This is a genomic window from Sorangium sp. So ce1153 (assembly GCF_051521595.1).
Taxonomy (GTDB): domain Bacteria; phylum Myxococcota_A; class Polyangia; order Polyangiales; family Polyangiaceae; genus Sorangium.
Window position 1 is genome coordinate 7,147,245 of record NZ_CP150361.1, and the last position, 25,592, is coordinate 7,172,836.

Annotated in this window: 14 protein-coding genes; 9 read left to right on the forward strand and 5 right to left on the reverse strand. The window is 70.9% G+C overall.

Features of this window, described 5'->3' with window-relative positions:
• Positions 1 to 3,303: an FAD-binding and (Fe-S)-binding domain-containing protein gene (locus WME85_RS25725; protein ID WP_437841970.1), complete on the forward strand. Its 3,303-nt coding sequence runs from the start codon at positions 1 to 3 to the stop codon at positions 3,301 to 3,303.
• Between the two features lie 18 nt (positions 3,304 to 3,321).
• On the opposite strand, the gene WME85_RS25730 is transcribed toward WME85_RS25725, so the two are convergent.
• The gene (locus WME85_RS25730; protein WP_437841972.1) at positions 3,322 to 5,616 is read right to left on the reverse strand and encodes a glycoside hydrolase family 15 protein; all 2,295 of its coding nucleotides are present in this window, start codon (positions 5,614 to 5,616) and stop codon (positions 3,322 to 3,324) included.
• A gap of 209 nt (positions 5,617 to 5,825) precedes the next feature.
• Here WME85_RS25730 and WME85_RS25735 point away from each other — a divergent pair, with 209 nt between their 5' ends.
• Entirely contained in the window at positions 5,826 to 6,134 is a 309-nt protein-coding gene (locus WME85_RS25735) for a hypothetical protein (protein ID WP_437841973.1), read from the forward strand.
• Between the two features lie 75 nt (positions 6,135 to 6,209).
• On the opposite strand, the gene WME85_RS25740 is transcribed toward WME85_RS25735, so the two are convergent.
• Together WME85_RS25740 and WME85_RS25745 are read right to left on the reverse strand one after the other, a co-directional pair.
• Positions 6,210 to 6,623: a hypothetical protein gene (locus WME85_RS25740; protein WP_437841975.1), complete on the reverse strand. Its 414-nt coding sequence runs from the start codon at positions 6,621 to 6,623 to the stop codon at positions 6,210 to 6,212.
• Positions 6,624 to 6,816: 193 nt separating this feature from the next.
• Entirely contained in the window at positions 6,817 to 7,266 is a 450-nt protein-coding gene (locus WME85_RS25745) for a hypothetical protein (RefSeq protein ID WP_437841977.1), read from the reverse strand.
• Between WME85_RS25745 and WME85_RS25750 the strand changes: the two genes are divergently transcribed.
• The 4 genes from WME85_RS25750 (at position 7,258) to WME85_RS25765 (ending at position 10,913) form a co-directional block, all read left to right on the forward strand.
• Positions 7,258 to 7,437 carry a hypothetical protein gene (locus WME85_RS25750; RefSeq protein WP_437841978.1) on the forward strand — a complete coding sequence of 60 codons (180 nt, stop codon included), beginning with the start codon at positions 7,258 to 7,260 and terminating at the stop codon, positions 7,435 to 7,437. The two genes, WME85_RS25745 and WME85_RS25750, sit on opposite strands and share 9 nt — an antisense overlap.
• 1,196 nt (positions 7,438 to 8,633) lie before the next feature.
• On the forward strand, positions 8,634 to 9,023 hold the full coding sequence (locus tag WME85_RS25755; RefSeq protein ID WP_437841980.1) for a hypothetical protein: 390 nt from the start codon (positions 8,634 to 8,636) through the stop codon (positions 9,021 to 9,023).
• A 110-nt stretch (positions 9,024 to 9,133) separates the two neighbouring features.
• Entirely contained in the window at positions 9,134 to 9,922 is a 789-nt protein-coding gene (locus tag WME85_RS25760) for a DUF5819 family protein (RefSeq protein ID WP_437841981.1), read from the forward strand.
• 4 nt (positions 9,923 to 9,926) lie between these two features.
• The gene (locus WME85_RS25765; protein ID WP_437841982.1) at positions 9,927 to 10,913 is read left to right on the forward strand and encodes an HTTM domain-containing protein; all 987 of its coding nucleotides are present in this window, start codon (positions 9,927 to 9,929) and stop codon (positions 10,911 to 10,913) included.
• A gap of 143 nt (positions 10,914 to 11,056) precedes the next feature.
• On the opposite strand, the gene WME85_RS25770 is transcribed toward WME85_RS25765, so the two are convergent.
• The gene (locus WME85_RS25770; RefSeq protein WP_437841984.1) at positions 11,057 to 13,207 is read right to left on the reverse strand and encodes a caspase family protein; all 2,151 of its coding nucleotides are present in this window, start codon (positions 13,205 to 13,207) and stop codon (positions 11,057 to 11,059) included.
• A 129-nt stretch (positions 13,208 to 13,336) separates the two neighbouring features.
• Complete coding sequence (locus tag WME85_RS25775) at positions 13,337 to 14,125, reverse strand: matrixin family metalloprotease (protein ID WP_437841986.1); 789 nt, start codon at positions 14,123 to 14,125, stop codon at positions 13,337 to 13,339.
• Between the two features lie 472 nt (positions 14,126 to 14,597).
• On the opposite strand from WME85_RS25775, the gene WME85_RS25780 reads away from it, so the two are divergent.
• The 3 genes from WME85_RS25780 (at position 14,598) to WME85_RS25790 (ending at position 25,588) form a co-directional block, all read left to right on the forward strand.
• Positions 14,598 to 18,305: a tetratricopeptide repeat protein gene (locus tag WME85_RS25780; RefSeq protein ID WP_437841987.1), complete on the forward strand. Its 3,708-nt coding sequence runs from the start codon at positions 14,598 to 14,600 to the stop codon at positions 18,303 to 18,305.
• A gap of 96 nt (positions 18,306 to 18,401) precedes the next feature.
• On the forward strand, positions 18,402 to 22,193 hold the full coding sequence (locus tag WME85_RS25785) for a tetratricopeptide repeat protein (RefSeq protein WP_437841988.1): 3,792 nt from the start codon (positions 18,402 to 18,404) through the stop codon (positions 22,191 to 22,193).
• Between the two features lie 98 nt (positions 22,194 to 22,291).
• Positions 22,292 to 25,588: a tetratricopeptide repeat protein gene (locus tag WME85_RS25790; protein ID WP_437841989.1), complete on the forward strand. Its 3,297-nt coding sequence runs from the start codon at positions 22,292 to 22,294 to the stop codon at positions 25,586 to 25,588.
• The last annotated feature ends 4 nt before the right edge of the window (positions 25,589 to 25,592 follow it).

Below are 25,592 nucleotides of genomic sequence, written 5' to 3' on the forward strand. Positions count from 1 at the left end.
ATGCAGCACATCGAGCAGGACAGGGTGAGATCGCCGGCGGAGGACGGGCCCTCCGAGCCCGTGCAGCGCGAGATCGATCGGGGCGTGATCCGCCTGCCCGGCGAGCGGCGCGTGCGGCTCGCGCCCGCGGCCGGCCCCGAGGTGGAGGCGCTCGCGGGCGAGCTCGCGCGGGTGGTCGAGGGCGAGGTCCGCTTCACCGCGGGCGACCGCGCGCTCTACGCGACCGACGGGTCGAACTACCGGCAGCTGCCGATCGGCGTCGTCGTGCCGCGCCACAAGGACGACGTGATCGCCGCCGTCGCCGCGTGCCGCCGCCACGGCGCGCCCATCCTCGCGCGCGGGGGCGGCACGAGCCTCGCCGGGCAGACCTGCAACGTCGCGGTCGTCCTCGATTTCTCGAAGTACATGCGCGGCGTCCTCGAGCTCGACCGCGCGGGCAAGCGCGCCCGGGTGCTGCCGGGCACGGTGCTCGACACCCTGCGCGGCGCCGCCAACGAGCTCGACCTCACCTTCGCGCCGGACCCATCGACGCACGAGTACTGCACGCTCGGCGGGATGATCGGCAACAACTCGTGCGGCACGCACTCGGTGCTCGGCGGGCGCACCGCCGACAACGTGCACGAGCTCGAGGTGCTGACCTACGACGGCCTGCGGGTGCGCGTTGGGCCGACGAGCGAGGCGGAGCTCGACGCCATCGTCCGCGCGGGCGGCCGGCGCGGGCGCGTCTACGCCGAGCTGCGCGCGATCCGCGACCGGTACGCGGACCTCATCCGCGCGCGCTACCCGCGCATCCCGCGCCGCGTCTCGGGCTACAACCTCGACGAGCTCTTGCCGGAGAACGGCTTCCACGTGGCGCGCGCCCTGGTCGGCACCGAGGGGACGTGCGTGACGGTGCTCGAGGCCACCCTGCGCCTCGTCGACTGGCCGAGGCGCCGGACGCTGCTCGTGATCGGCTACCCGGACGTGTTCTCGGCGGGCGATCACGTCCCCGAGGTGATGCGCTTCGGGCCGATCGCGCTCGAGGGGATCGACGACCGGCTCATCGACGACATGCACAAGAAGGGGCTGCACGAGCGCTACCTGCGCTACCTCCCGGAGGGCCGCGGCTTCCTGCTCGCCGAGTTCGGGGGCGACACGCAGGAGGAGGCCGACGCGCGGGCGCGCGGCGCCATGCAGGCCCTCGCGCGCGGGCCGAACCCGCCGTCGATGAAGCTGTACGACGACCCCGACCAGGAGCGGGCGCTCTGGGAGGTGCGCAAATCGGGGCTCGGCGCGACCGCGCGCGTCCCGGGCGAGCCCGACACGTGGCCCGGCTGGGAGGACTCGGCCGTGCACCCGGACAACCTGGGCGGCTACCTCCGCGAGTTGCGCGCGCTCTTCGATCGCCACGGCTACCAGCCCGCGCTCTACGGCCACTTCGGGCAGGCGTGCGTGCACTGCCGCGTGGACTTCGACGTGGTGACGGCGGAGGGGATCCGCAACTGGAAGCGCTTCCTCGACGAGGCGACCGACCTCGTCGTCCGGTACGGCGGGTCGTTCTCCGGCGAGCACGGCGACGGCCAGGCGCGCGCGCAGTTCCTGCCGAAGATGTACGGCGAGGAGCTCATCGAGGCGTTCCGCCGCTTCAAGGCGGCCTGGGACCCGGACTTCCGCATGAACCCCGGCAAGGTCGTCGACCCGTACCGCGTCGACGAGAACCTCCGCCTCGGCGCCGGCTTCCGCTCCGCCGCCGTGGAGACGCACTTCCGCTTCCCGGACGACGACGGCGACTTCACGCGCGCGACCCAGCGCTGCGTCGGCGTCGGCGCGTGCCGGCGCCGCGACGGCGGCACGATGTGCCCGAGCTACATGGTGACGCACGAGGAGGAGCACACGACGCGCGGGCGGGCGCGCCTGCTCTTCGAGATGCTGGAGGGGAGCGAGCTCCGGGGCTTCCGCGACGACGAGGTGCGCGAGTCGCTCGACCTGTGCCTGGCGTGCAAGGGGTGCAAGGGCGAGTGCCCGGTCCACGTCGACATGGCCACCTACAAGGCGGAGTTCCTGTCGCACCACTACGCGGGGCGCCTCAGGCCGCGGGCCGCGTACTCGATGGGGCTCATCCACTGGTGGGCGCGCCTCGGGCAGCGCGCGCCCGGGCTCGCCAACCTCGTGACGCAGACGCCGGCCCTCGCCGCGATCGCCAAGAAGCTCGCCGGCATCGCGCCCGAGCGGAGCATCCCGCCTTTCGCGCGGACGTCGTTCAGGCAGTGGTTCCACGGCCGGCCGCGGCGCAACGCCGGCGCGCCGCAGGTGCTGCTGTGGCCGGACACGTTCAACGATCACTTCTTCCCGGACACGGCGATCGCCGCGACCGAGGTGCTCGAGTGGGCGGGCTACGAGGTGATCGTCCCGGAGCGGCAGCTCTGCTGCGGCCGGCCGCTCTACGACTTCGGCTTCCTGAAGACGGCCAGGCGCCTCTTGCGCGACGTGATGGGCGCGCTGCGCGACCCGATCGAGCGCGGCGTGCCGGTGGTCGGCCTCGAGCCGAGCTGCGTCTCGGTCTTCCGCGACGAGCTGCGCGGGCTCTTCCCCGACGATCCGGTGGCGTCGCGGCTCCGGGAGCTGACGCACATGTTCGGCGACTTCCTGAAGGGGGCGCCGGACGGCGACCCCGGCCGGCTGCTGCTCGGCCCGCGCGCAATCGAGCTGCCGCGGCTCGACCGGCGCGCCGTCGTGCACGGCCACTGCCACCACAAGGCGATCCTGGGGATGGACGGCGAGCGCGACGTGCTCCGCGGCATGGGGCTCGACGCCGAGCTCCTCGACTCGGGCTGCTGCGGGATGGCGGGCGCCTTCGGCTTCGAGGAGGGCGACAAGTACGACGTCTCGATCCAGTGCGGCGAGCGCGTGCTGCTGCCCGCGGTCCGGTCGGCGCCGAAGGACGCGCTCGTCGTGGCCGACGGCTTCAGCTGCCGCGAGCAGATCCAGCAGACGACCGAGCGGCAGGCGCTGCACCTGGCGCAGGTCGTGCGCATGGCGGCGCTGCACGGCCCCGAGGGGCCTGCGGGCGACTACCCCGAGCGCGCGTACCTGCCGGGGCCCGGGGAGGTCTACGTGACGCCGCGCGCGCAGGCCGCGGCGCTCGCGGCGGCGCCGGCCGGCGCGGCGCTCCTCTGGGCGGGCGGCCGGCGGCTCGCGGCCGCGCGGCGGCGGGCGCGGCAGGCGCGGCGGGCGCGACGGAGCGGATGGCTCGCGGCGGCGGGCGCGGCCGCCGTGGCGCTCGCGGCGGTGGGGCTGCTCGGGAGGATCGCGCGCGCCCGATGAGGCGCCGCGATGGGAGCGCTATCCGCCTCCGCCGATGTGGACCGGCAGGCGGTAGAGCCGCGCGTCTTCGTACGCACGCAGGGCCGTGACGAACTCGGCGTGAGCCCACCCGAGGGGCGCCGCCGAGCCGGTCGGCTTGCCGGCGCGGGGCCCGCCATCGAAGACCTGCTCCGGCAGCATCCGGGACGCTGTCGCGAAGCGCGCCATCGCGTCGAGGTAGGGGCGCATCTTGCGCCGCGCCGCCGCCGGCGAGCCGGACACCTCGAGCGCCCTCGCGAGCTCGTACTGGGCTCTCTCGCCCGTGAGCATCGGCCACAACATGCCTCGTGTCCGCTCGCCCGTGCGCGGGTCGAAGCCATACACGTCGCCCACATAGCGATGGAATCCCGGGCCGAGCCCCGGGACGTCGACGCGCAGCGCGGCGTCGCAGGCCGCCACCGAGTCGGCGATGTTCGCCGCGAGCGCCGGGCGCACGCCGAGGACGACGAGCCTGAGGAAGCCGCAATCGACGACGTCGCGCTCCAGCCAGGAGCGCCCGTGCAAGACGTAGCGTCGCCTGTCGTTGGGGTCCCGCGGAGCGTCCGGGCTGCCGGACCCGTCGACGCGCTCGAAATACCGACCCTTGCCGATGCTCCCTCGGGTGGTGAACGTCCAGCGGTCAACCTGCCTGGCCCAGCGCTCGGCCGTCTCCCGGTACCGGGCCTGGCGGTCGGGATGACCCGTCGTGCCCGCGAGCTCCGCCGCATGGGCGAGCGCGGCGCACAGGAAGGCCATGGTCGACGGCGAGACGCCCGAGATCTCCTCCCATCGATCGAGCGGGGTCCAGGGACCGAAGGCAACGAGGAAGTCGGCGGCGGCGCGCACGAGGTCCCAGCACGCGTCGGCCGTGACGATCTGCTCCTCGTGCAGCTGGTAACAGAGGTCGATCGGCTGCGCCACCTGATCGAGCTCCAGGCCTTTCCAGTACGGCTCGCCGTCGGACCAGGTGTTCTGGTAAAACGAGCCTTCCTTCGAGACATGGATGGAGTCGAAATCCCAGGTTCCGTCGGAATCGGAGAGCTGGACGCTCTTCATGAACCGCGCCGCGGCCACGGGTGAGCGCGTATCGCCGGCGGCGAGCAGCGCCAGCGCGATCTGGACGAGGTCGCGCGGCCACACGAGGTGATAGCCGCCCGTGATCGTCGCCGAGCTCCTCGGCGAGATCGCGCTCGCCCTGTCGAGCCTGACGTCGCCCCAGGGCACGGAGGGCGACGCGATGAAGGCGCCTGGGTGGGTCCTGTCCTCCAGGGACTTCATGACCGCCGCGGAGCTGCGGTAAAGGCGCGCGAGGTCGGGCGAGGCGCTCCCGAGCGGGCGGAGGGACGCCTGGTAGGCGCGCCACTGGGCGCGGTACCTGTCGAGGAGGGCGCCGGGGTCGTCGCGGAGCGACGCCTGGGCGGCGCGGTGGGCCTCGCCGACGTCGCGCCCGAAGCCGAGCGCCAGCGTGAGCTCGTCGGTCCCGGGCGAGAGCGGGAGGTCCAGCTCCCCGGTGAGCACGACGTCGCCGTCCCTCGCGTCGCGGTAGCGCGCGGTCAGCGTGCGGTGGTTCGTCAGGTCCCGATAGCCATCGCTCGCGGTCCCCGAGAAGCCGGCCGTGGCGTCGCGCCAGGGGACCGAGGCCAGGAGAGCCTGGGCAAAGGGGCCTTGCCAGGCGAACAGCCCGGCCCCCGGCGCACCTCCGGTGCTGGCCATGGCGCTGTCGCCGAGCGGCGTGTTCCCCACGCCGGGGTTGTGAAGGACGAAGAACCTGAGTCCCGGTACGCGCCGCGTGATCTTCAGCCGCTGCAGGACCACGTCGCGATCGGGATCCGCGAAGATGGTCTTCTCGATCGTGAACCTGCCGCCCGGATCGTCGGTGACGACCCGGAAAGCCGGCACGCCGTCCTCGATCCAGGAGACGCTCCGCCGCGCGTCTCGCCGCTCCTCGAAGAGGCCTTTGCCTCCGCCCGTGACCAGGAGCTGGCTGTCACGCGTCTGCGCGGTGTCGTTCGTCGGCCAGTAGACCTCGGTCAGGACGCCGCTCGCTCCCGTGAACCAGACCTTGCTGATCGGGGCCGTGCCGGAGCGCGCCGAATACCCGAGGTCCGCGTCGTAGCTCTCGTATGCGGCGCCGAAGAACTCCTTGGAGCCGTGAGACCAGCTCCCGGCGGATGAGGATCCGGGCGCCGCGCCGGAGGGCGCCGCGCCGGAGGGCGCCGCGGCCCTGGCCGCGCCGGCGATGGGGAGCGAGAGGCCCAGGGCCGCGATCAGCGCCGTTCTTCCGAGAATTCGCATGGGCGGGCTTCGATCTGGGGTGGCTGCACAGCTCGTCGGATTCGAGGTTTGCAACGCCCGGGCCACCGACGCCTGGCGCGCTGCCCTCGCGGCGCGAGCGGCGCGCCGCCGGGGCAATTGGACGGGGCGCGGCGCCGTGTGTGCGGCTCCTGCCAGCGATGAGCACGCCGGCGCACGGGCGGGGAACAACGATTGCAACCGCAGGACATATGGAACGATCCAACGCAATCCGGTTCGACGTCGACAGGGTCGCCCGTCCCCTCAGCGAACGAGGGCACGTCAGCGCCTCGACGGTTCTGGCGGAGCCGGTGGGACCTGCCGCGCAGATCGAGCACGGCAAGGAGCGGCTCGCGCGCGACCTGGCCGGGACGAGGGCGCGGTGGCGCGGCGTCAAGGGCGAGGCAGAGCACATGGCTCGGAGCATCGCCGTCGCGGCGACCGCCGCGTTCGCCATCGGGGCCCTGGCGGCGGCGGTGGCGACACGCTCACGCCGCAGACACCGGCGCGTCTGGTGGTGACGCCGCGTCGCTCCCGGGGAGCTCGCGCTCCAGCTCCGGCAGCCGCGCGGCGAGCTCGACCGAGGTGTCGCTCGCCTACCGCGATCGCGCGGTGAAGAGGGAGGTGACCGCGTCGATGAGGCCCTGGATCGACAGGGCCGGAGGCGGATCATCCGGGTTGTCGAGGGCGCTCTCCACGTAGCGCCCGACATACTCGGTCGTGGCGAACGCCGTGATCGCGTTCGTGAACGCGCCAGCCAGCGGGATCAGCCCCAGGGTCACGTCGAGCACGAGCCGGAGGGCGCCGCCGCCCCAGATGAGCTGGTGGACCTGGGCCCACGCTGCCTTCGAGAGGGACGCGCCCCGCTCCTTCGCGAGCGACGCGGCGAGCAGGTACTGGATCGGAATGACGAACAGCTGGTCCGAGCCCGGGAGCACCTGGACGACGAAGCTGATGCCGGCGGCGCCAGCCGAGAACGCGTGCGTGGTGAGCCGTGCCGCGAGCCTCATGGGGGAAGCTTAACGCGCGAGAGCCCGTCGAGAAGCGGCTCGGGCCGCTCGTCCTGACGAGCGGGCGATCTCCGGTGTCTCCTGTATCGCGCGGAGCGCCGCGCGCTCCATGCTCACCAGGCGCGCCCTGTCGCGACGAGCTCACGCCCCCGGCGAGGATCGCCGAGCTGCCGGTCACCGCGGCGGCGGTGAACTACCCGACAGACGCCGGCCCGATGACGGCGGCGGACGATGGGAATTGAGGATTCATCTGCTGCTCGACGGTGATGAGCAGCTCGAAGCTCGCATACGGCACGGTGGTCTCGACCAGCTTGCCGCCCCGGTTTCCTGCATCGTAGTCGAGCACTCCGACCCGCCGCCAGGGGCTCTCGGCGCTCGGGCGCTGCCAGACGACGAAGTGCTTGCTGCCTGCCTGGATCCGCTCGGGCGGCGCGAGGTGAACGACGTCCACCGCCAGCCGTGTCGTCGCGGCGTCGGAGTTGATGTCGGCGGTGATGTGCGCATCGGTGCCGGGCGCGAGCTGCGTGCCCTGGACGACGCGCTCGCTCGGGCCGCCGCAGCCTGCGAGCGCCATGCTCGCGAGAAGACAGAGCAGGAGCCCTGTCCGGCGGCCGGAGGGGCGTCCCGCGTCAACGTGCTTCATATCGTCACCTCGCTCGCCTTTCTGCTCCACGGCGGACCTGTGGCCCACATCGACATCGACGCCATCGACGCCAAGCTGGCCGGCACCGCGGCCGCCCGGCCGTTTCATGGTGGTTCCTCGCCGTGTTCGTTCATGCGGTTTCAGCAATCGTTGTGCCGAGATGGGATGTGAACCGGGTGGCGGCGAGACGAGCGGTTGTACGGCCGGGCAACGTTGGCGGGCGGGCCGCGCGAGGGGAGCGCGGGCGGGAGCATCGGAGGGAGCGAGGGCGGCCGGCGCCCTCGACGTGACAAGGGGCATGAGACGCCGCCGACCTGATGCAGGGGCCGGAAGAGCCCGGTCGGAGGTGCATGATGGTGACACATCGCCGCGGCCCGAGGGCGGGCGCGCGAGGCCGGCGCCGCGATCGGCGAGGGCGCGGAGATCCGCGTGCCGCTCGCGGAAGAGGAGATCGTGGTCGAGGAAGCGCCGCCGGAACGGGCGATCGGGACAGGCGGCAGGAGGCGCTGAGCGCCCACCTCACCCGCCGTCCTTCGTCTCCATCGTCTCGAGCCGGATCGTCCCTTCCGAGATGGTGATCACCTGCTGATCCCTGTCCGTCGATCGCGTGATCGTCAGGGTGGGCCCGCCCTCAAGTACATTTGCAGACCGGGTCGCCGCCCGGATCACAGTAACAGATACACCCGTGTCCACCAGGGCACGAGAGGTCCTTGTCACCGTTGGGGCAGCTGACGACGCATGAAGCAGCCGTGCTCCCCTCGTCGCCGTCCGTGGTGTCAGCTCCGCTGAACTCCGAACGACCACGCTCGTTTGCTTCGCTCGACGCCCCCTCTCCGCCCTCCGCGGCCCCCATGCACGCGCTCGCCTGGAGCGCTGCAGGCGCAGGCAGGAGCGACATCACGAACACCGATAACTGCATAGCGCGCATCTTCATCCTCCTGGTCAGCGACGCCGGAATAGACTGGCATCGTCGATTACCCGTCAATCAGGGCGACAAGCATCCGGCGTGCCGTGGCGCGGCCGGCGAGCTCCTGGCGTCGCGCCGCGACGGGCCGAGCAGCTCGTTGCGCGCAGCGGCTTGCTCGAACACGCAGGCCTCTTGCGGGCGGGCCGCGCCGCCGAGCGGCCGCGGCCCGCGACTCGGCGCGAGGAGCGCGACGGAGCGCGACGGAGCGCGCGCTGGGCCCGTCGAACGAGGGGCCGGCACGACGCGTGCTCTTGCTCGGACAGTCCTCACATCCACTGCGAATTGGCTTGATGCGCGGGGCCCCGCAGGGCCCCTCGGTCGTGGGGGGACCGCGCTCGACGACCGCGGCAGGCGCCGCCGGCCGCTCCAACCATCACATGTTCGAAGGAAAGGGAATAGCATGTCTCGCAAGATCATCACGGCTATCACGGGTATGTCATTGTTCGTCGGCGCGGGGATGGCGCACGCGTCGGCGCCCGCGGCCTCGAGCCTGAAGGCCCTCTCGGGTCTTCACGCCGAGGCGAGCTCCGCGACCCCCGGGAGGTTGGCGTTCTATGGGATGCCTGGGGCCAACGTGGCCACCACGACCAACGTGGGCATCTCGGGCGTCGCGCTCGGGACCTCGGGCGCCGTCGCCAACGCCGGGGTGGCCAACGCCGGAGGCCTCGACAACCTCGGTGTCGCGACCGCCAATGCGGGCATGTTCGGCCGCGGCTTCGGAGGCCACCGGCGCGTCGCGCTGAACGACGTGCCGGTGTCCAGTCGAGCGGACATCCTCTTCGACAACTAGGCTGACGCGAGCGGGCCCAGCCGGGTCCCGCCGCCATCCACGGGCCGCGCGCGGCGCTCCGGTCGCGCGCGGCCTTTTCCCGATGGATCTGAACCCAGGATGGACCGACCATGGGCCGTATACTCCGCCTGCTCTCGACGTCCGCGCCCGCGTTGCTCGCCGCGGCGCTCTGCTTCCACTTCGCGATGACGCTGGCCTACCTGACGCCGCAGAACCCGCTGAAGCTCCGCTTCGCGCGGCTCATCGACGGGTACATGAGCCCGCTCCTGCAGCAGAACTGGCATCTCTTCGCGCCCGATCCCATCAACGACACGCGCGTCCTGATGGTGGCCTGCCGCCTGCGCCAGCCGGACGGGGGCACGCTGGAGACCGGGTGGACCGACATCACGACTCCCTACTGGGAAGCTCACCTGAAGAACCGGCTGGGCCCCGCGACGCGCATCGCGCGATCGGTGACGGGCGCGGCACGCCTGACCTACAGCGCCGATCCGACGTCATTGCAGATCGCGAAGAAGCTCGACGAGCGTCGCGCCCGCGCGCAGGCGGGCGGAGGCGGCTCGGAGGCCTCGGAGGAGCAGGTCGCCGACATGCTCCGGAAGGACGTGAAGAAGGAGCAAGACGAGGGGTTTCAGCTGGGCAGCAGCGTCCTGGCTCGGGCCGGCTCCGCGCACTGCGACAGCCTCTACGGCCCGACCCGCACCACCGCCGTGCGGATGCGCATGGCTGTGCTGAAGTTCCCGCGCTTCTCCCGGCGCGACCTGCCCGACGCGAAGGGCGAGGTGACGTACTACGATTTTGACTGGGCTCCTTACCAGCCGGTAGCGCCGCTGAAGGTGGCGACGGAGGACGGCCTTCAGCGGTCCGTGGCCTCCCGGCTGGCAGCCCAGGAGGAGAGATAACGCCATGCTGGGCAAGCTGAACGCGCGCTGGCAGCGCGTCGTGGAGCTCGCGAGCCGCGAGCGCTTCCTGATCGGAGCCAGCCTCTTCCGGATCGTCGCCGGGCTGACGATCCTCCACCTCTACCTGGCGAACTACTTCCAGCGCCACTACCTCTACGGCCCCGACGGGGTGTGGCCCTTCGCGCGGTCGCTCGAGGAGGCGCGCGGCGCCGGCGCGTTCTCGATCTACGTGCTCAGCGGGGCGCCGCTCTACTTCGAGGTCGTCTTCCACCTCGGCATCCTGTTCACGATGCTCTGGGTGGTCGGCTTCCGCACGCGGCTCATGTCGCTGCTCACGTACGTCTGGCTCTGGTCCCTGCATCAGCGGAACCCGGTCCTGCTCGACGGCGGTGACAACATCATCCGGCTCGCGCTGCTGTACGGCGTCTTCGCCGAGCTCGGCGCCTTCTTCTCGCTCGACGCGGACCGGCTCCGCGCGCAGCGGGCGCGCGGCGGGGACCTCGAGCGGATCAAGATGATGACGCACAGCGCGGCGATCCTCGCCTGTGCCGTCCAGGTGTGTCTTGTCTACGGGATCGCCGGGCTGTACAAGGTGCAGGGCGAGCTGTGGCAGAACGGGACTGCCCTTTACTACATCACCCGGGTGGGCGAGTTCACGTGGCCCGGCCACAGCGAGGGCCTTTACGGAAGCGTGGCGCTGGTGACGGCGCTGACCTACGCGGCCGTCGCCTTCCAGCTCAGCTTCCCTTTCCTGTTCGTCCTGGACCGGCGCACACGGCGGCTCGCGCTCGCCGGCGCGTTCACGTTCCACCTCGGGATCGCGGTGATGATGGGCCTCGTGACGTTCGCTGCGTTCATGATCAGCGTCGAGCTGGCGCTCATCTCCGACGCGGAGTACCGGGCCGTCGGCGCCTTTTCCAGGCGGCTGCTGTCGTTCCAGCCGCCGTCGCTCTGGCGCCTCCTGCCCGGGCGCCGCGTCCGGGTGAAGTAGGCGAGCCCTGCTGCCGCCCAGGCGCTCGGCCAGCGTGAGGGGCCCGCCGGGCGTCGAGGCGTCGCCGCCTGCGAGCGCCGGGCACCGCGTGGTCCGGCGCGAGCCGCTCCAGCCGGCTGCGGACGTCCCCGTCTGGATCGAGGCTAGCTCGTGCGGATGCGGATCTGCCGCACGGTCCAGTCGGAGCCCGGGCTGGACTCGACGCGCGCCGAGCGCGCCGTGTTCTGGTCCGCGTCGAGCGCCTCGCGCAGCCGGAAGAGCGCGTCGCGCGCAGCCGTGCCCCGCGCCATCGCCGACCGGGTGATCGGCCTGTCGATCGACGGGTGCAGGAGCCACCAGAAGTCGGCGTCGTCGGTGGTCGCGAAGATCTTGATCACGTCGAGGGCCGAAGTGCGCCCGCCGCTCAGAGAGGTCCGGAGCGCGAACCAAACATCCTTCCTGGCGTCCACGGGGGTGTAGCTCCCGAAGGAAGGGCCAGGAGGCTCGATGGCGGCGATGCTCCAGTCGTCTCCGAGGTCGATGGCCGCGATGTTGACCTTGCGGTCGCTGCCGTTCAGCACGTGGACGAACACGTGGGTGTCGGGCTTCACGACGTACGCGTCGCCGCTCGGCTCGATCAAGGTTCCGCCTCCGATCCAGTCGCCCGGCGACCACGCTGGCGGGGGAGCGCGGAGCTCGACGCGGAGCGCCTCCTCGATCCCCGACGACGGGTTGTTGAGCTTCATGACGGTCTGGTACCGGAGGATGTGCATCAGGCGATCGACCACCAGCTCGGCGGCCTCCGGAGCGCCGACGTCCACCGCTCCCACGTTGGGCATCGGCGTTCCACTCGGGTCCCAGATCTCGTACTGGGCACCGCTGTTGATGGCGACCTGGTAATCCGGCGTCCCGCTACCATGGATCTCGAGAAAGCCACGCCCTCTCGTCTCGATCGCGGCCCGCACGGCGGTGAGCGCCCGATCCTGATCGAGCCCGGGCGGCAGGTCATCCCGGCGGACGAGGTTGACCGTGTGCTGCAGCGCGAGGGACCCCACGTCCTCGAGGCGCGCGGGGGCGCCCAGCTCGACCGCGTCGATCTTGGTGCCCCCGTCGAGGGCGGCCCAGCTCTGCGTGGCCATCACCTCGGTGACGGTGGCGGCGCCGACGCGCTTGTCGGCCTCCGTGAAGTCGGTCGTTCCGGCGCGGTAGAGGCCGAATCTGCTGCCCAGGGCGGTCCCCGTCGCGTGGCCGGCGCGGAGCTTCACCCGCTGTTTCGGGGCGTCGATGTCGCTGACCGTCACCGTGTGCGCGACGGGCCGGAGCTCGACGCCGAGGACCTGCCGCTCGCCCCTGCCGAGGAGCTGGGGGGTCTGCTGCGGGTAACGGCTGTGTACCCAGGCGAGCACGCGCTCGTGGACCGTCTTCCAGGTCTGGTCGGCGCGGAGCTGTGCCAGCGCGTCGAGGAAGGCCGCCGTCATCACGCCGCCCCGCGGAGCGCCCTCGACGCTGGCTTCCAGCGCCGACTCGATGTCGCGGCACGCCGCGAGGAGCACGTAGTCGCTGGACGCGGGGAGCCAGCTCGTGGCGGCGGCTGCGCGCGCCGTGACGCCGGTCCCCGCGAGCCGCCTCCACGCTGCGCGGAGCTCGTCCTCGGAGGCCACGCCGTCCGTCGGGCGCTCCGTTGTGTCGAGCGTGGGATCGACCCCGGCGCGGGCGCCCGTCGCGCACCGCGGCGCGACGTCGATCCCGCGCGTCGCGCCGCCGGAATGGCAGCTGTCGAGCACCACCGTCACGATCGCCTGGTTCTTCGTCGCGAGCGCGTCGAGGTAATATGCGAGATGGACATCGCGCAGGTTGCGCGTCGAGACCTCCCCGATGTCGGTGGGCACGAGCGTCTCGTCGTACCCGTCGGGCCCCTTCAGGTCGGGGAACTTCGTGCGGACGCGGCCCCCGTGGCCGGAGTAGTGGATGTACACCTGGTCGCCCGGCCGGGTCCGGGCGAGGAGCCCATCGAGCGCCGCCTGCACGTTGGCGTACGTGGGCCAGGCGCTCCCCGGCCCGGCGGGCCTGCCGGCCCCGGTGTCGGGCGCGACGAGCTTCGTGATCTCGAGCGGCCCGGTGATCCGGGCTTTCAGCATCTCCTCGACGCGGCGGATGTCGTTCACGCAGCCTCTCAGCGTCTCGTAGCTGGCGCCGTTCGGGAGGCGGTTCGGGAAGTAGAAGTCGACGCCGATGAGCAGCGCCCGGAAGGTCGGGCTCGTGTCCGGAGCGCTGCTCGCCGCAACGTCGTGTTCGTGGTCCGGTTGGCTCTCCATCGTTCCCTCCAGGAACAGCGGACGTGAGGCCGGCCCCTCGTGGCGCCCCGGCCCTTCATGTGCTCGTCATGGGTGCTCGCCGCGGATCGCGCGCGGCACGCGTTCGGTGCGCGCGCGACCGCGCCGAGGTCACCTGGGATAGGCGACCTTGATGAAGTCGATGTCCATCTGCGACAGCCTGGTGTTCGATCGCCCCGTCAGCCGCATGGGGCCGCGCGTGAGCGAGGGGGGCAGGTTGTAGAGCATGATCGATTCGGGATCGAACGTGGTGCCCAGGAGGATGTCCTGCGAGTACTTATCGAGGACGTTGAATCGGATCTGCTCCGGGGTCCAGTAGTTCGGGGGACCGGAGAAATACCTGTAGACGGCCTCCTCGTTCCACACGATGCCGCCCTGCGGGTTCTGGTGCTCGTGGATGGCGCCGAGGGCGTGACCGAACTCGTGGAGGACGACGCGCGAGGACTCTTCTTCGCTGGTGTTGTCGCGGAGCCAGCCGAAGTTCATCGTGGGCTGGTTGAGCGGGAAGGCGCGTTGCAGCAGGGCGTCGGTGCCGAGCGCCGACCACGAGCCCCGATCGGCGTAGAACGAGATGCGGATCTCCGCGTACGTCGAGTTATCGAACTGGAACTGGATGTTGGCGTACTGGGTCCATTCCGTGGCGTGCTGGACGACCTTCGACTGCATCGTGGCGGAGCCGTCGAGGAAGCGGATCTTCAGGATCTTGCCGGGGCGCCACCGCTTGTTCGCGATGAGCGCGATGCGCTCCGAGGGGTCGATGTTCGGGTCGCTGAGGCTGACGCTCGGATCCACGTAGTTCGCCGGATTTTCCTGCACGGCGACCCGTTTTGCCTCGTCTTCCAGCTCGAGCGGCAGTGTCCGATCGTAGCAGATGGCTTCGGCGGTTCCTGTCATATCCATGTTCCTTCCCCTCCTCCACGGCCGGGGCGCGCTCGCTCGCGCACACAGCCGATGATGGATCGATAAAGAGCAGGACCCACAGGTCAAGTTTCGGGCAGACGCCGGACCGTTTTGTGCCAGTTTCCAGGCTGGAGAAGCCGGCCGCGGGAGGAGCAAGGAGTGCCCACTTGACGCCCCGGCTATCTTGCACACGGTTACCAGCATGCGGCGCACATACGGAGCGTTCAGAGCATTCTGAGCTCAAGCTGATTACCGAACGGCATCAACGGGGGTTCACTCGCAGTGGATTCGGGCATTTCGGCATCCGCCACGACGTGAAGGAAGTGGCCAAGCAGAGAGAGTGGGACGCAGGGAGGATCACATTCAAGGAGCGAAGCTACGTGGCGCCGCACCGGAGCGGGTGCGACGCGGCGGCCGGCGCCGGTGCCATGGCGCTCGCCCGGCTCGACGCTGAGGGATGAGGAGCGGTGAGATGACGGCGTTCTCGAGGGCACGTACAACACGCTTCGCAGCGCCGGTGGCCGCGCATCCGCGGGTCGAGGGGCGGGCGCAGACGCCGATGCAGGACGCGGCGGCGCAGGGGCCGCTCGAAGAGGCAGAGCAGCTGAATCGCCGCGTCGTCGAGCTCGAGCAGGCCGGCCGATACGACGAGGCCATACCCCTCGCCCGGAGGGCGCTCGGGCTGCGAGAAAGGGCGCTCGGATCCGAGCATCCCCACGTGGCCCAGAGCCTCAACAACCTGGCCTGGCTGCTCCAGACGAAAGGCGACTACGCGGCGGCCGAGCCGCTCTACCGCCGCGCTCTCGCCATCCGGGAGAAGGCGCTCGGGCCAGAGCATCCCGACGTTGCCACCACCCTCAATAGCCTTACCTTATTGCTCAAGGCCAAAGGCGACTACGCGGCGGCCGAACAGCTCTGCCGCCGGGCTCTGGCCATCCGGGAGAAGGCGCTCGGGCCCGAGCATCCCCATGTGGCTTACAGTCTCCACAACCTGGCAGGGCTGCTCCAGGCGAAAGGCGACTACGCGGCGGCCGAGCCGCTCTTCCGCCGCGCTCTGGCCATCCTGGAGAAGGCGTTCGGGCGCGACCATCCCGCCGTGGCCCAGAGCCTCGACAGCCTGGCCTCCTTGCTCGAGGCGAAAGGCGACTATGCGGCGGCCGAACAGCTCTTCCGCGGGGCTCTGGCCATCGGGGAGAAGGCGCTCGGCCATGAGCATCCCCGCGTGGCCAACACACTCAACAATCTGGCAGGGCTGCTCGCGGTGAAAGGCGACTATGCGGCGGCCGAACAGCTCTTCCGCCGGGCTCTGGCCATCGAGGAGAAGGCGCTCGGCAACGAGCATCCCTACGTGGCCACCACCCTCAGTAACCTGGCAGAGTTACTCGAAATAAAAGGCGACTATGCGGCGGCCGAACAGCTCTTACGTCGCGCTCTGGCCATCCGGGGAAAGGCGCTCGGCCACGAGCATCCCTACGTGGCAGAAAGCCTCGACAACCTGGCTCTCTTGCTCCGGGAGAAAGGCGATTATGCAGCGGCTGAGTCGCTCCACCGCCGCGCTCTGGCCATCAGGGAGAAGGCGCTCGGGCCCGACCATCATGACGTAGCGGCCACCCTCGACAACCTGGCAGGGGTGCTCGAGATGAAAGGCGACTATGCGGCGGCCGAGCCGCTCTTCCGTCGCGCTCTGGCCATCCGGGAGAAGTCCCTCGGACCCGAGCATCCCGACGTGGCCACCACCCTCAACAACCTGGCCTTATTGCTCGATGCGAAGGGCGATTATGTGGCCGGCGAGCCGCTCTTCCGCCGCGCTCTGGCCATCGGAGAGAAGGCGCTCGGGGCCGACCATCCCGATGTAGCCACCACAATTAACAATCTGGCAGGGTTGCTCGAGATGAAAGGCGACTATTCGGCGGCCGAGCCGCTCTTCCGTCGCGCTCTGGCCATCCGGGAGAAGTCCCTCGGACCCGAGCATCCCGACGTGGCCTTCAGCCTCGACGGGCTGGCCCGATTGCTCGATACGAAGGGCGACCCTTCAACGGCCGAGCCGCTCTTCCGTCGCGCTCTGGCCATCCGAGAAAAGTCCCTCGGCCCCGACCATCATGACGTGGCGATCAGCCTCAACAGCCTGGCCTTGTTGCTCTTATACAATGGCGACTATGCGGCGGCCGAGCCGCTCTTCCGTCGCACTCTGGCCATCCAAGAGAAGGCGCTCGGGCCCGAGCATCCCAACGTGGCCTTATCGCTTAACAACCTGGCGTTATTGCTCCGTGCAAAAGGTGACTACACGGCAGCCGAGCCGCTTCACCGTCGCGCTCTGGCCATCCAAGAGAAGGCGCTCGGGCCTGAGCATCCTGACGTCGCCATCGGCCTCAACAACCTGGCCGGGTTGCTCTGGGCGAGCGCCGCGCCGACGCGGGCACTCCCCCTGATGAAGCAGGCGACAGCGATCCACGAGCGGGTCCTAGCCGCGGTTCTTGCCGCCGGCAGCGAGCGACAGAAGCACGCCGTTGTGTGGGCAGTAAGCCACGAGACCGACATGACCGTTTCCCTTCACGTCCGCGCGCTGCCCACCCGCGCCGACGCCGCCCGGCTCGCGCTCACCGTCCTATTGCAGCGCAAGGGCCGCGTCCTCGACGCCATGACCGACATGCTCGCGCAGCTCCGCGCGCGCGGCCGGCCGGAGGACCAGGCGAAGCTGGCCGAGGTCGTAGGCCTCAGGGGAGAGCTGGCAACGCGCTCGCTGCGCGGACCTGCGCCCGGCGAGGACGTGAGCCATCACGGCGACGCGCTCGCCAAGCTGCGGGCGGACATCGAGGTGCTCGAGCGAGACCTGGCGACACGGTACACGGCGCTGGCCGCCGAGCGCCGCGCCGTTACCCTCGAGGCCGTGCAAGCGGCGCTCGGTCCGGACGCCGCGCTCGCCGAGCTCGCGCTGTTTCATCAAGACGATCCGCACGCGAAGCCGGGCCGCACGTTTGGCGCCCCGCACTATGTCGCCTATGTGCTGCACCGGAGCGGCGATCCGAGCTGGGTGGAGCTCGGCCCGTCCGCCCCCATCGATGCGCTCGTCGCTCAAGCGCGCGCGGCGCTGAGCGCGGCCGATCCGCGGTACGCCGAGGCGGCGCGCGCGCTCGACGAGAAGGTCATGCGGCCGGTAAGGCAGCTCCTTGGCGACGCGCGCGAGGTGTACCTGGCGCCGGACGGAGCGCTCAACCTCGTGCCCTTCGCGGCGCTCGTCGACGAGCGCGGGCAGTTCCTGCTCGCGCGCTATCGCTTCACCTACCTCACCAGCGGCCGCGACCTGCTCCGCCTCGAGGTCACCCGGGCCGAGAGCCCGCGCTCGTCGCCGCTGGTCATCGGCAATCCCGCCTACGACGACGAGGGCAGCGGCGCGCCGGCCGGCGCGACCTCGGGACGCCGCTCGGACGCCATGGGCGCCGTGCGCTTCGGCCCACTCCGATGGACCGAGCCAGAGGCGCGCGCCGTCAAAGAGCTCTTGCCAGACGCTCGCCTGCTGCTCGAAAAGGACGCCACCGAGGCCGCCGTCAAGGCGCTCGCCGGCCCCGCCATCGTGCACATGGCCACCCACGGCTTCTTCCTGGCGCAGGACCCCGCGGCACCGCCCGCGTCCCGCGAGGCCCGGCCTTTCCTGATACTCCTCCAGCCCGGAGCGCTGCCGCCCTTGCCAGAGAACCCGCTCTTGCGCTCGGGTATCGCGCTCGCAGGCGCAAACCAGCGACACAGCGGCGGCGACGACGGCGTGCTCACCGCACTCGAGGTCGCGGGCCTCGACCTGTGGGGCACCAGGCTCGTCGTGCTCTCGGCGTGCGACACGGGCATCGGCGCGCTCTCCCGGGGCGAGGGCGTCTACGGCCTGCGGCGCGCGCTCGTGCTCGCCGGGGCCGACAGCCAGATCATGAGTCTGTGGAAGGTCGCCGACAGGGAGACCCAGGCGCTCATGAAGGCCTACTACGGTCGGCTCTCCGCCGGCGACGGGCGCAGCGACGCCCTGCGCGAAGTGCAGCTCGCCATGGCGCGCCAGCACCTGCATCCCTACTACTGGGCCGCCTTCATCGTGGGCGGCAGCGGCAGGTCCCTCTCCGGAAAGGAGCCGCCCTCCGTGCGAGAGGCCGACTTGCCGACGGCAGTGGACATCGTGGGGCGGGCCGCGCCGGAGTAGACGCCAGCCCGTCGCGACGGGGCCGCACCCGGGCAGCGCTGTTCGCCAACGTGACAGCGCTCGCCCGGCTCGAAGCTGAGGGAGGAGAGCGGTGAGATGAAGTGGTTGTCGAAAACACGCGCAACGCGATCTTCAGCGCCGATCGTCGCGGCGCATCCACTGGTCGAGGCGCGGGAGCAGACGCCGAATCTGGACGCAGCCACGGCGCCGAACGGGCCGCTCGAAGAGGCAGCACGGCTGAATGCCCGCATCGTCGAGCTCGAGCGGGCCGGCCGATACGACGAGGCTCTCCCCCTCGCACGGCGGGCGCTCGAGCTCCGAGAGCAGGCCCTCGGGCCGGAGCATCCCGACGTGGCTCAGAGCCTCAACAGCCTCGCCGGGTTGCTCCAAGCGAAGGGCGACTACGCTGCGGCCGAGCCGCTCTACCACCGCGCTCTGGCCATCCGCGAGAAGGCACTCGGGGCCGAGCATCCCGACGTGGCTCAGAGCCTCAACGACCTGGCCGCGTTGTTCTATGCGAAGGGCGACTACGCTGCGGCCGAGCCGCTCTTCCGCCGGGCTCTGACTATCTGGGAGAAGGCGCTCGGGCCCGAGCACCCCGACGTGGCCGCCAGCCTCAGCAACCTGGCTGAGTTGCTCGAAGCGAAAGGCGACTACGCGGCGGCCGAGCCGCTCTGCCGTCGCGCTCTGGCCATCTGGGAGAAGGCGCTCGGGCCCGAGCATCCCAACGTGGCCATCAGCCTCGACAACCTGGCCGGGTTGCTCGAAGCGAAAGGCGACTACGCGGCGGCCGAGCCGCTCTACCGTCGCTCTCTGGCGATCCGGGAGAAGGCGCTCGGGCCCGAGCATCCCCACGTGGCCGCCAGCCTCAACAACCTGGCCGGGTTGCTCGAGGCGAAAGGCGACTACGCGGCGGCCGAGCCGCTCTACCGTCGCTCTCTGGCCATCTGGGAGAAGGTGCTCGGACCTGACCATCCTGAGGTGGCCAGGAGCCTCGGCAACCTGGCCGGGTTGCTCAATAAGAAAGGCGACTACGCGGCGGCCGAGCCGCTCTACCGTCGCTCTCTGGCCATCGTGGAGAAGGCGCTCGGACCTGACCATCCTGAGGTGGCCAGGAGCCTCAACAACCTCGCCGGGTTGCTCAATGACAAAGGCGACTACGCGGCGGCCGAGCCGCTCTACCGTCGCGCTCTGGCCATCCGGGAGAAGGCGCTCGGGCCCGAGCATCCCGACGTGGCCGCCAGCCTCAACAACCTGGCTGTGTTGCTCAGTGAGAAAGGCGACTACGCGGCGGCCGAGCCGCTCTACCGTCGCTATCTGGCCATCTGGGAGAAGGCGCTCGGACCTGACCATCCTGAGGTGGCCAGGAGCCTCAACAACCTCGCCGGGTTGCTCCGAGCGAAGGGCGACTACGCGGCGGCCGAGCCGCTCTACCGTCGCTCTCTGGCCATCTGGGAGAAGGCGCTCGGGCCCGAGCATCCTGAGGTGGCCATCAGCCTCAACAACCTGGCCGGGTTGCTCAGTGAGAAAGGCGACTACGCGGCGGCCGAGCCGCTCTGCCGTCGCGCTCTGGCCATCCGGGAGAAGGCGCTCGGGCCCGAGCATCCCGACGTGGCCCAGAGCCTCGACAACCTGGCCGTGTTGCTCAGTGAGGAAGGCGACTACGCGGCGGCCGAGCCGCTCTACCGTCGCGCTCTGGCCATCCGCGAGAAGGCGCTCGGGCCCGAGCATCCCAACGTGGCCACCAGCCTCAACAACCTGGCCGGGTTGCTCAGTGAGGAAGGCGACTACGCGGCGGCCGAGCCGCTCTACCGCCGCGCGCTGGCCATCCGCGAGAAGGCGCTCGGGCCGGAGCATCGCGACGTGGCTGAGAGCCTCAACAGCCTGGCTTTTTTGCTCCAAGTGAAAGGCGACTACACGGCGGCCGAGCCGCTCTACCGTCGCGCGCTGGCCACCTGGGAGAAGGCCCTCGGGCCGGAGCACCCCGACCTGGCCCGCAGCCTCAACAACCTGGCCGATTTGCATTGGGCGAGCGCAGCACCCACACGGTCGCTTCCGTTGATGCAGCGCGCCACTGAAATCCACGAGAGGGTCCTGACCTCGGTCCTTGCCACCAGCAACGAGCGGCAAAAGCACGCGTTCGTGCGGACGGTGGAAGACGAGACCGACGCGACCGTCTCCCTTCACGTCCGCGCCCTGCCCGACCGCGCCGACGCCGCCCGGCTCGCGCTCACCGTCCTATTGCAGCGCAAGGGCCGCGTCCTCGACGCCATGACCGACATGCTCGCGCAGCTCCGCGCGCGCGGCCGGCCCGAGGACCAGGCGAAGCTGGCCGAGCTGACAAGGCTCGCGAGCGAGCTGGCGACGCGCACGCTGCGCGGACCCGCGCCCGGCGAGGACGTGAGTCATCACAGCGACGCGCTCACCAAGCTGCGGGTGGACACCGAGGTGCTCGAGCAGGACCTCGCGATACGGTACAAGGCCCTGGCCGCGGAGCGCCGGAGCGTCACCATCGAGGGCATACAAGCCGCGCTCGGTCCGGACGCCGCGCTCGTCGAGATCGCGCTGTTTCAGCCCTTTGATCCGCACGCGAAACCCGGCCACCGGTCTGGCGCCTCGCACTACGTCGCTTATGTGCTGCACCGGACCGGCGAGCCACGCTGGGTGGAGCTGGGCCCCACCGCGCCCATCGATGCGCTGGTCGATCGAGCGCGCGCGGCGCTGAGCGCGGCCGATCCACGCTACGTCGAGGTGGCGCGCGAGCTCGACGAGAAGGTCATGCAGCCGGTAAGGCAGCTCCTGGGCGAGGCGCGAGAGGTGTACCTATCGCCGGATGGAGAGCTCAATCTCCTTCCCTTCGCGGCGCTGGTCGACGAGCGCGGGCAGTTCCTGCTCGCGCGTTATCGCTTCACTTACCTGACCAGCGGCCGAGACCTTCTCCGCCTCGAAGTCACCCAGACCGAGAGCCCGCGCTCGTCGCCGCTGGTCATCGGCAGCCCGGCCTACGACGAGGGTGGCGCCGCGCCGGCCGGCGCGACCCCGGGGCGTCGCTCGGACGCCATGGGTGCAATGAAGTTCGGCCCACTTCGGTGGACCGAGCCAGAGGCGCGCGCGGTGAAGGAACTCTTGCCCGACGCACGCCTGCTGCTCGAAAAAGACGCGACCGAGGACGCCGTCAAGGCGCTCGCGGGCCCCTCCATCGTGCACCTGGCCACCCACGGCTTCTTCCTGGCCGGGGCAGGCGCGGCACCGCACGCGTCCCGCAGTGCTGCTGCACTCCGGTCTGCAACCGATCGAAATCGTTGGTCCGGGAAGAGCAAAGTGCAGCACCCCCCGCCCCGCGAGGTCCGGCCGTTCCTGACCCTGCTGCAACCCGGAGTGCTGCCGCCCTTGCCAGAGAACCCGCTGCTGCGCTCGGGCCTGGCGCTCGCAGGCGCCAACCTGCGACACAGCGGCAACGAGGACGGCGTGCTCACCGCTCTCGAGGTCGCGGGCCTGGACCTGTGGGGGACCAGGCTCGTCGTGCTGTCGGCGTGCGACACGGGGCTCGGCGCGCTCTCCCGGGGCGAGGGCGTCTACGGCCTGCGGCGCGCGCTCGTGCTCGCCGGGGCCGACAGTCAGATCATGAGTCTGTGGAAGGTCGCCGATCAGGAGACCCAGGCGCTCATGAAGGCCTACTACGGTCGGCTCTCCGCCGGCGAGGGGCGCAGCGACGCGCTGCGCGAAGTGCAGCTCGCCATGGCGCGCCAGCACCTGCACCCCTACTACTGGGCGGCATTCATCGTGGGCGGCAGCGGCCGGTCCCTCTCCGGAAAGGAGCCGCCCGCGGCGCGAGAGGCCGACTTGCCGAGCGCAGCGGACATCGTAGGCAGGGCCGCGCCCGAGTAGACCCGAGCCCCTGGCGAGCGGGGCCGCGCTCGGGCTGCGCTGTTCGCCGAGGCGACGGCGCTCGCCCGGCCGGAAGCTGAGGGATGAGGAGCGGTGAGATGAAGCGGTTCTCGAGGGCACGTGCGACACGACTTCCAGCGCCGGTCGTGGACGCGCATCCACGGGTCGAGGCGCCCGCGCAAGCGCCGAAGCCGGACGCGGCCGCGGCGCCGAAGGGGCCGCTGGAAGAGGTAATTCGGCTGAATGGCCGCGTCGCTGAGCTCAAGAAGGCCGGCCGATACGACGAGGCCATCTCCCTCGCACAGAGGGCGCTCGAGCTGCGAGAAGCGGTGCTCGGACCCGACCATCCCGACGTGGCCCAGAGCCTCAACAGCCTGGCCGCGCTGCTCTGGGCGAAAGGCGGCTACGCGGCGGCCGAGCCGCTCCTCCGTCGCGCTCTGGCCATCCGGGAGAAGGCCCTCGGGCCAGACCATCTCGACGTGGCCCAGAGCCTCAACAACCTGGCCGCGCTGCTCTACGCGAAAGGCGGCTACGCGGCGGCCGAGCCGCTCTACCGTCGCGCTCTGGCCATCCGGGAGAAGGCCCTCGGGCCAGACCATCCCGACGTGGCCACCACCCTCAACAACCTGGCCGCGCTGCTCTACGCGAAAGGCGACTACACGGCGGCCGAGCCGCTCTACCGTCGCGCGCTGGACATCCGGGAGAAGGCCCTCGGGCCAGACCATCCCCAGGTCGCCAATGGCCTCAGCAACCTGGCCTCGTTGCTCCAGGCGAAAGGCGACTACGCGGCGGCCGAGCCGCTCTACCGTCGCGCGCTGGACATCCGGGAAAAGGCGCTCGGACCAGACCATCCCAACGTGGCGCAGAGCCTCAATAACCTTGCATCGTTGCTCGAGGCGAAAGGTGACTACGCGGCGGCCGAGCCGCTCTACCGCCGCGCGCTGGACATCCGGGAAAAGGCGCTCGGACCAGACCACCCCGACACGGCCACCCCCCTCAACAACCTGGCCGGGCTGCTCCGGGCGAAAGGCGACTACGCGGCGGCCGAGCCGCTCTACCGCCGCGCGCTGGACATCCGGGAAAAGGCGCTCGGGCCAGACCATCCCGACGTGGCCGCCGCCCTCAACAACCTGGCCAGGTTGCTCGATCTGAGGGGCGGAGACGCGGAGGCCGAGCCGCTTTACCGTCGCGCTCTGGCAATCCAGGAGAGAGCGCTCGGGCCAGACCATCCCGACGTGGCCGCCGCCCTCAACAACCTGGCCTTGTTGCTCTGGGAGAAGGGCGATCTCGCGGCAGCGGAGCCGCTTCTCCGTCGTGCGCTGGCCGTCCGGGAAAAGGCGCTCGGGCCAGACCACCCCCATCTGGTCGTCACCCTGAACAACCTGGCCGCGCTGCTCCAGGCGGAAGGCGATATCGCGGCGGCCGAGCCGCTCTACCTCCGCGCTCTGGGCATCGCGGAGAAGGCGCTCGGGGCCGAGCATCCCGGCGCGGCCACCACCCTCGACAGCCTGGCCGCGTTGTACTGGGCGAGCGCGGCGCCCGCGCGGGCGCTTCCGCTGATGCACCGGGCGGCGGCGATTCACGAGCAGGTCCTGGCCGCTGTCCTTGCCGCCGGCAGCGAGCAGCAAAAGCACGCGCTCGCGTGGACGGTGGAAGGCGAGACCGACATGGTTGTTTCTCTTCACGTCCGAGCGCTGCCGACCCACGCCGACGCCGCCCGGCTCGCGCTCACCGTCCTGCTGCAGCGCAAGGGCCGCGTCCTCGACGCCATGACCGACATGCTGGCGCAGCTCCGTGCCCGCGGCCGGCCGGAGGACCAGGCGAAGCTGGACCAGCTCGCACGCCTCTGGGGCGAGCTGGCGACGCGCGCGCTGCGCGGGCCTGCGCCTGGCGAGAACGTGAGCCATCACGGCGACGCGCTCTCCAGGCTGCGCGCGGACATCGAGGCGCTCGAGCGAGACCTGGCGGCACAGTACACGGCGCTTGCCGCGGAGCGCCGCGCCGTCACCCTCGAGACCGTCCAAGCCGCGCTCGGTCCGGGCGCCGCGCTCGTCGAGATGGCGCTGTTTCGGTCTTTCGATCCGCGCCCGAAGCCCGGCCGCAGCTTCGGCGATCCGCGCTACGTCGCCTATGTGCTGCACCGGAGCGGCGAGCCACGTTGGGTGGAGCTGGGCCCCGCCGCGCCCATCGATGCGCTCGTCGCTCAGGCACGCGCGTCGTTGAGCGCGGCTGATCCGCGCTACGCCGAGGCGGCGCGCGCGCTCGACGAGAAGGTCATGCAGCCGGTGAGGCAGCTCCTCGGCGACGCGCGCGAGGTGTACCTGTCGCCCGACGGAGCGCTCAACCTCGTGCCCTTCGCGGCGCTCGTCGACGAGCGCGGGCAGTTCCTGCTCGCGCGTTATCGCTTCACCTATCTCACCAGCGGCCGCGACCTCCTCCGCCTTGAGGTCACCCGGACCGAGAGCCCGCGCTCGTCTCCGCTGGTCCTCGGCAACCCAGCCTACGACGAGGCCGGCGCCGCACGGGCCGGTGCGACGTCGGGGCGCCGCTCGGGTGCCATGGGTGCCCTGCGCTTCGGCGCACTCCGGTGGACCGAGCCAGAGGCGCGTGCGGTCAAGGAGGTCTTGCCAGACGCACGTCTGCTGCTCGAAGCGGACGCCACCGAGGCCGCCGTCAAGGCGCTCGCCGGCCCCGCCATCGTGCACCTGGCCACCCACGGCTTCTTCCTGGCGCAGGGCCCCGCGGCTCCGCTCGCGCCCCGCGAGGCCCGCCCTTTCCTGATCCTCCTCCAGCCCGGCGCGCTGCCGCCCTTGCCCGAGAACCCGCTCTTGCGCTCGGGTCTGGCGCTCGCAGGCGCAAACCAGCGACGCAGCGGCGGCGACGACGGCGTGCTCACCGCGCTTGAGGTCGCGGGGCTCGACCTGTGGGGGACCAAGCTCGTCGTGCTCTCGGCGTGCGACACGGGCATCGGAACGCTCTCCCGGGGCGAGGGCGTCTACGGCCTGCGGCGCGCCCTCGTGCTCGCCGGGGCCGACAGCCAGATCATGAGTCTGTGGAAGGTCGCCGACCAGGAGACCCAGGCGCTCATGAAGGCCTACTACGGTCGGCTCTCCGCCGGCGAGGGGCGCAGCGACGCCCTGCGCGAAGTGCAGCTCGCCATGGCGCGCCAGCACCTGCATCCCTACTACTGGGCCGCCTTCATCGTGGGCGGCAGCGGCCGCTCGCTCTCCGGAAAGGAGCCGCCCCCCGTGCGAGAGGCCGACGTGCCGAGGGCAGTGGACACCGTGGGGAGGCCCGCGCCCGAGTCGACGCGAGCCCGTGGTGAGGACGGTTGCGCCCGGATTGCACTGCTCGCCGACGCGGCGGCGCTCGCCCGGCTCGACGCTGAGGGATGAGGAG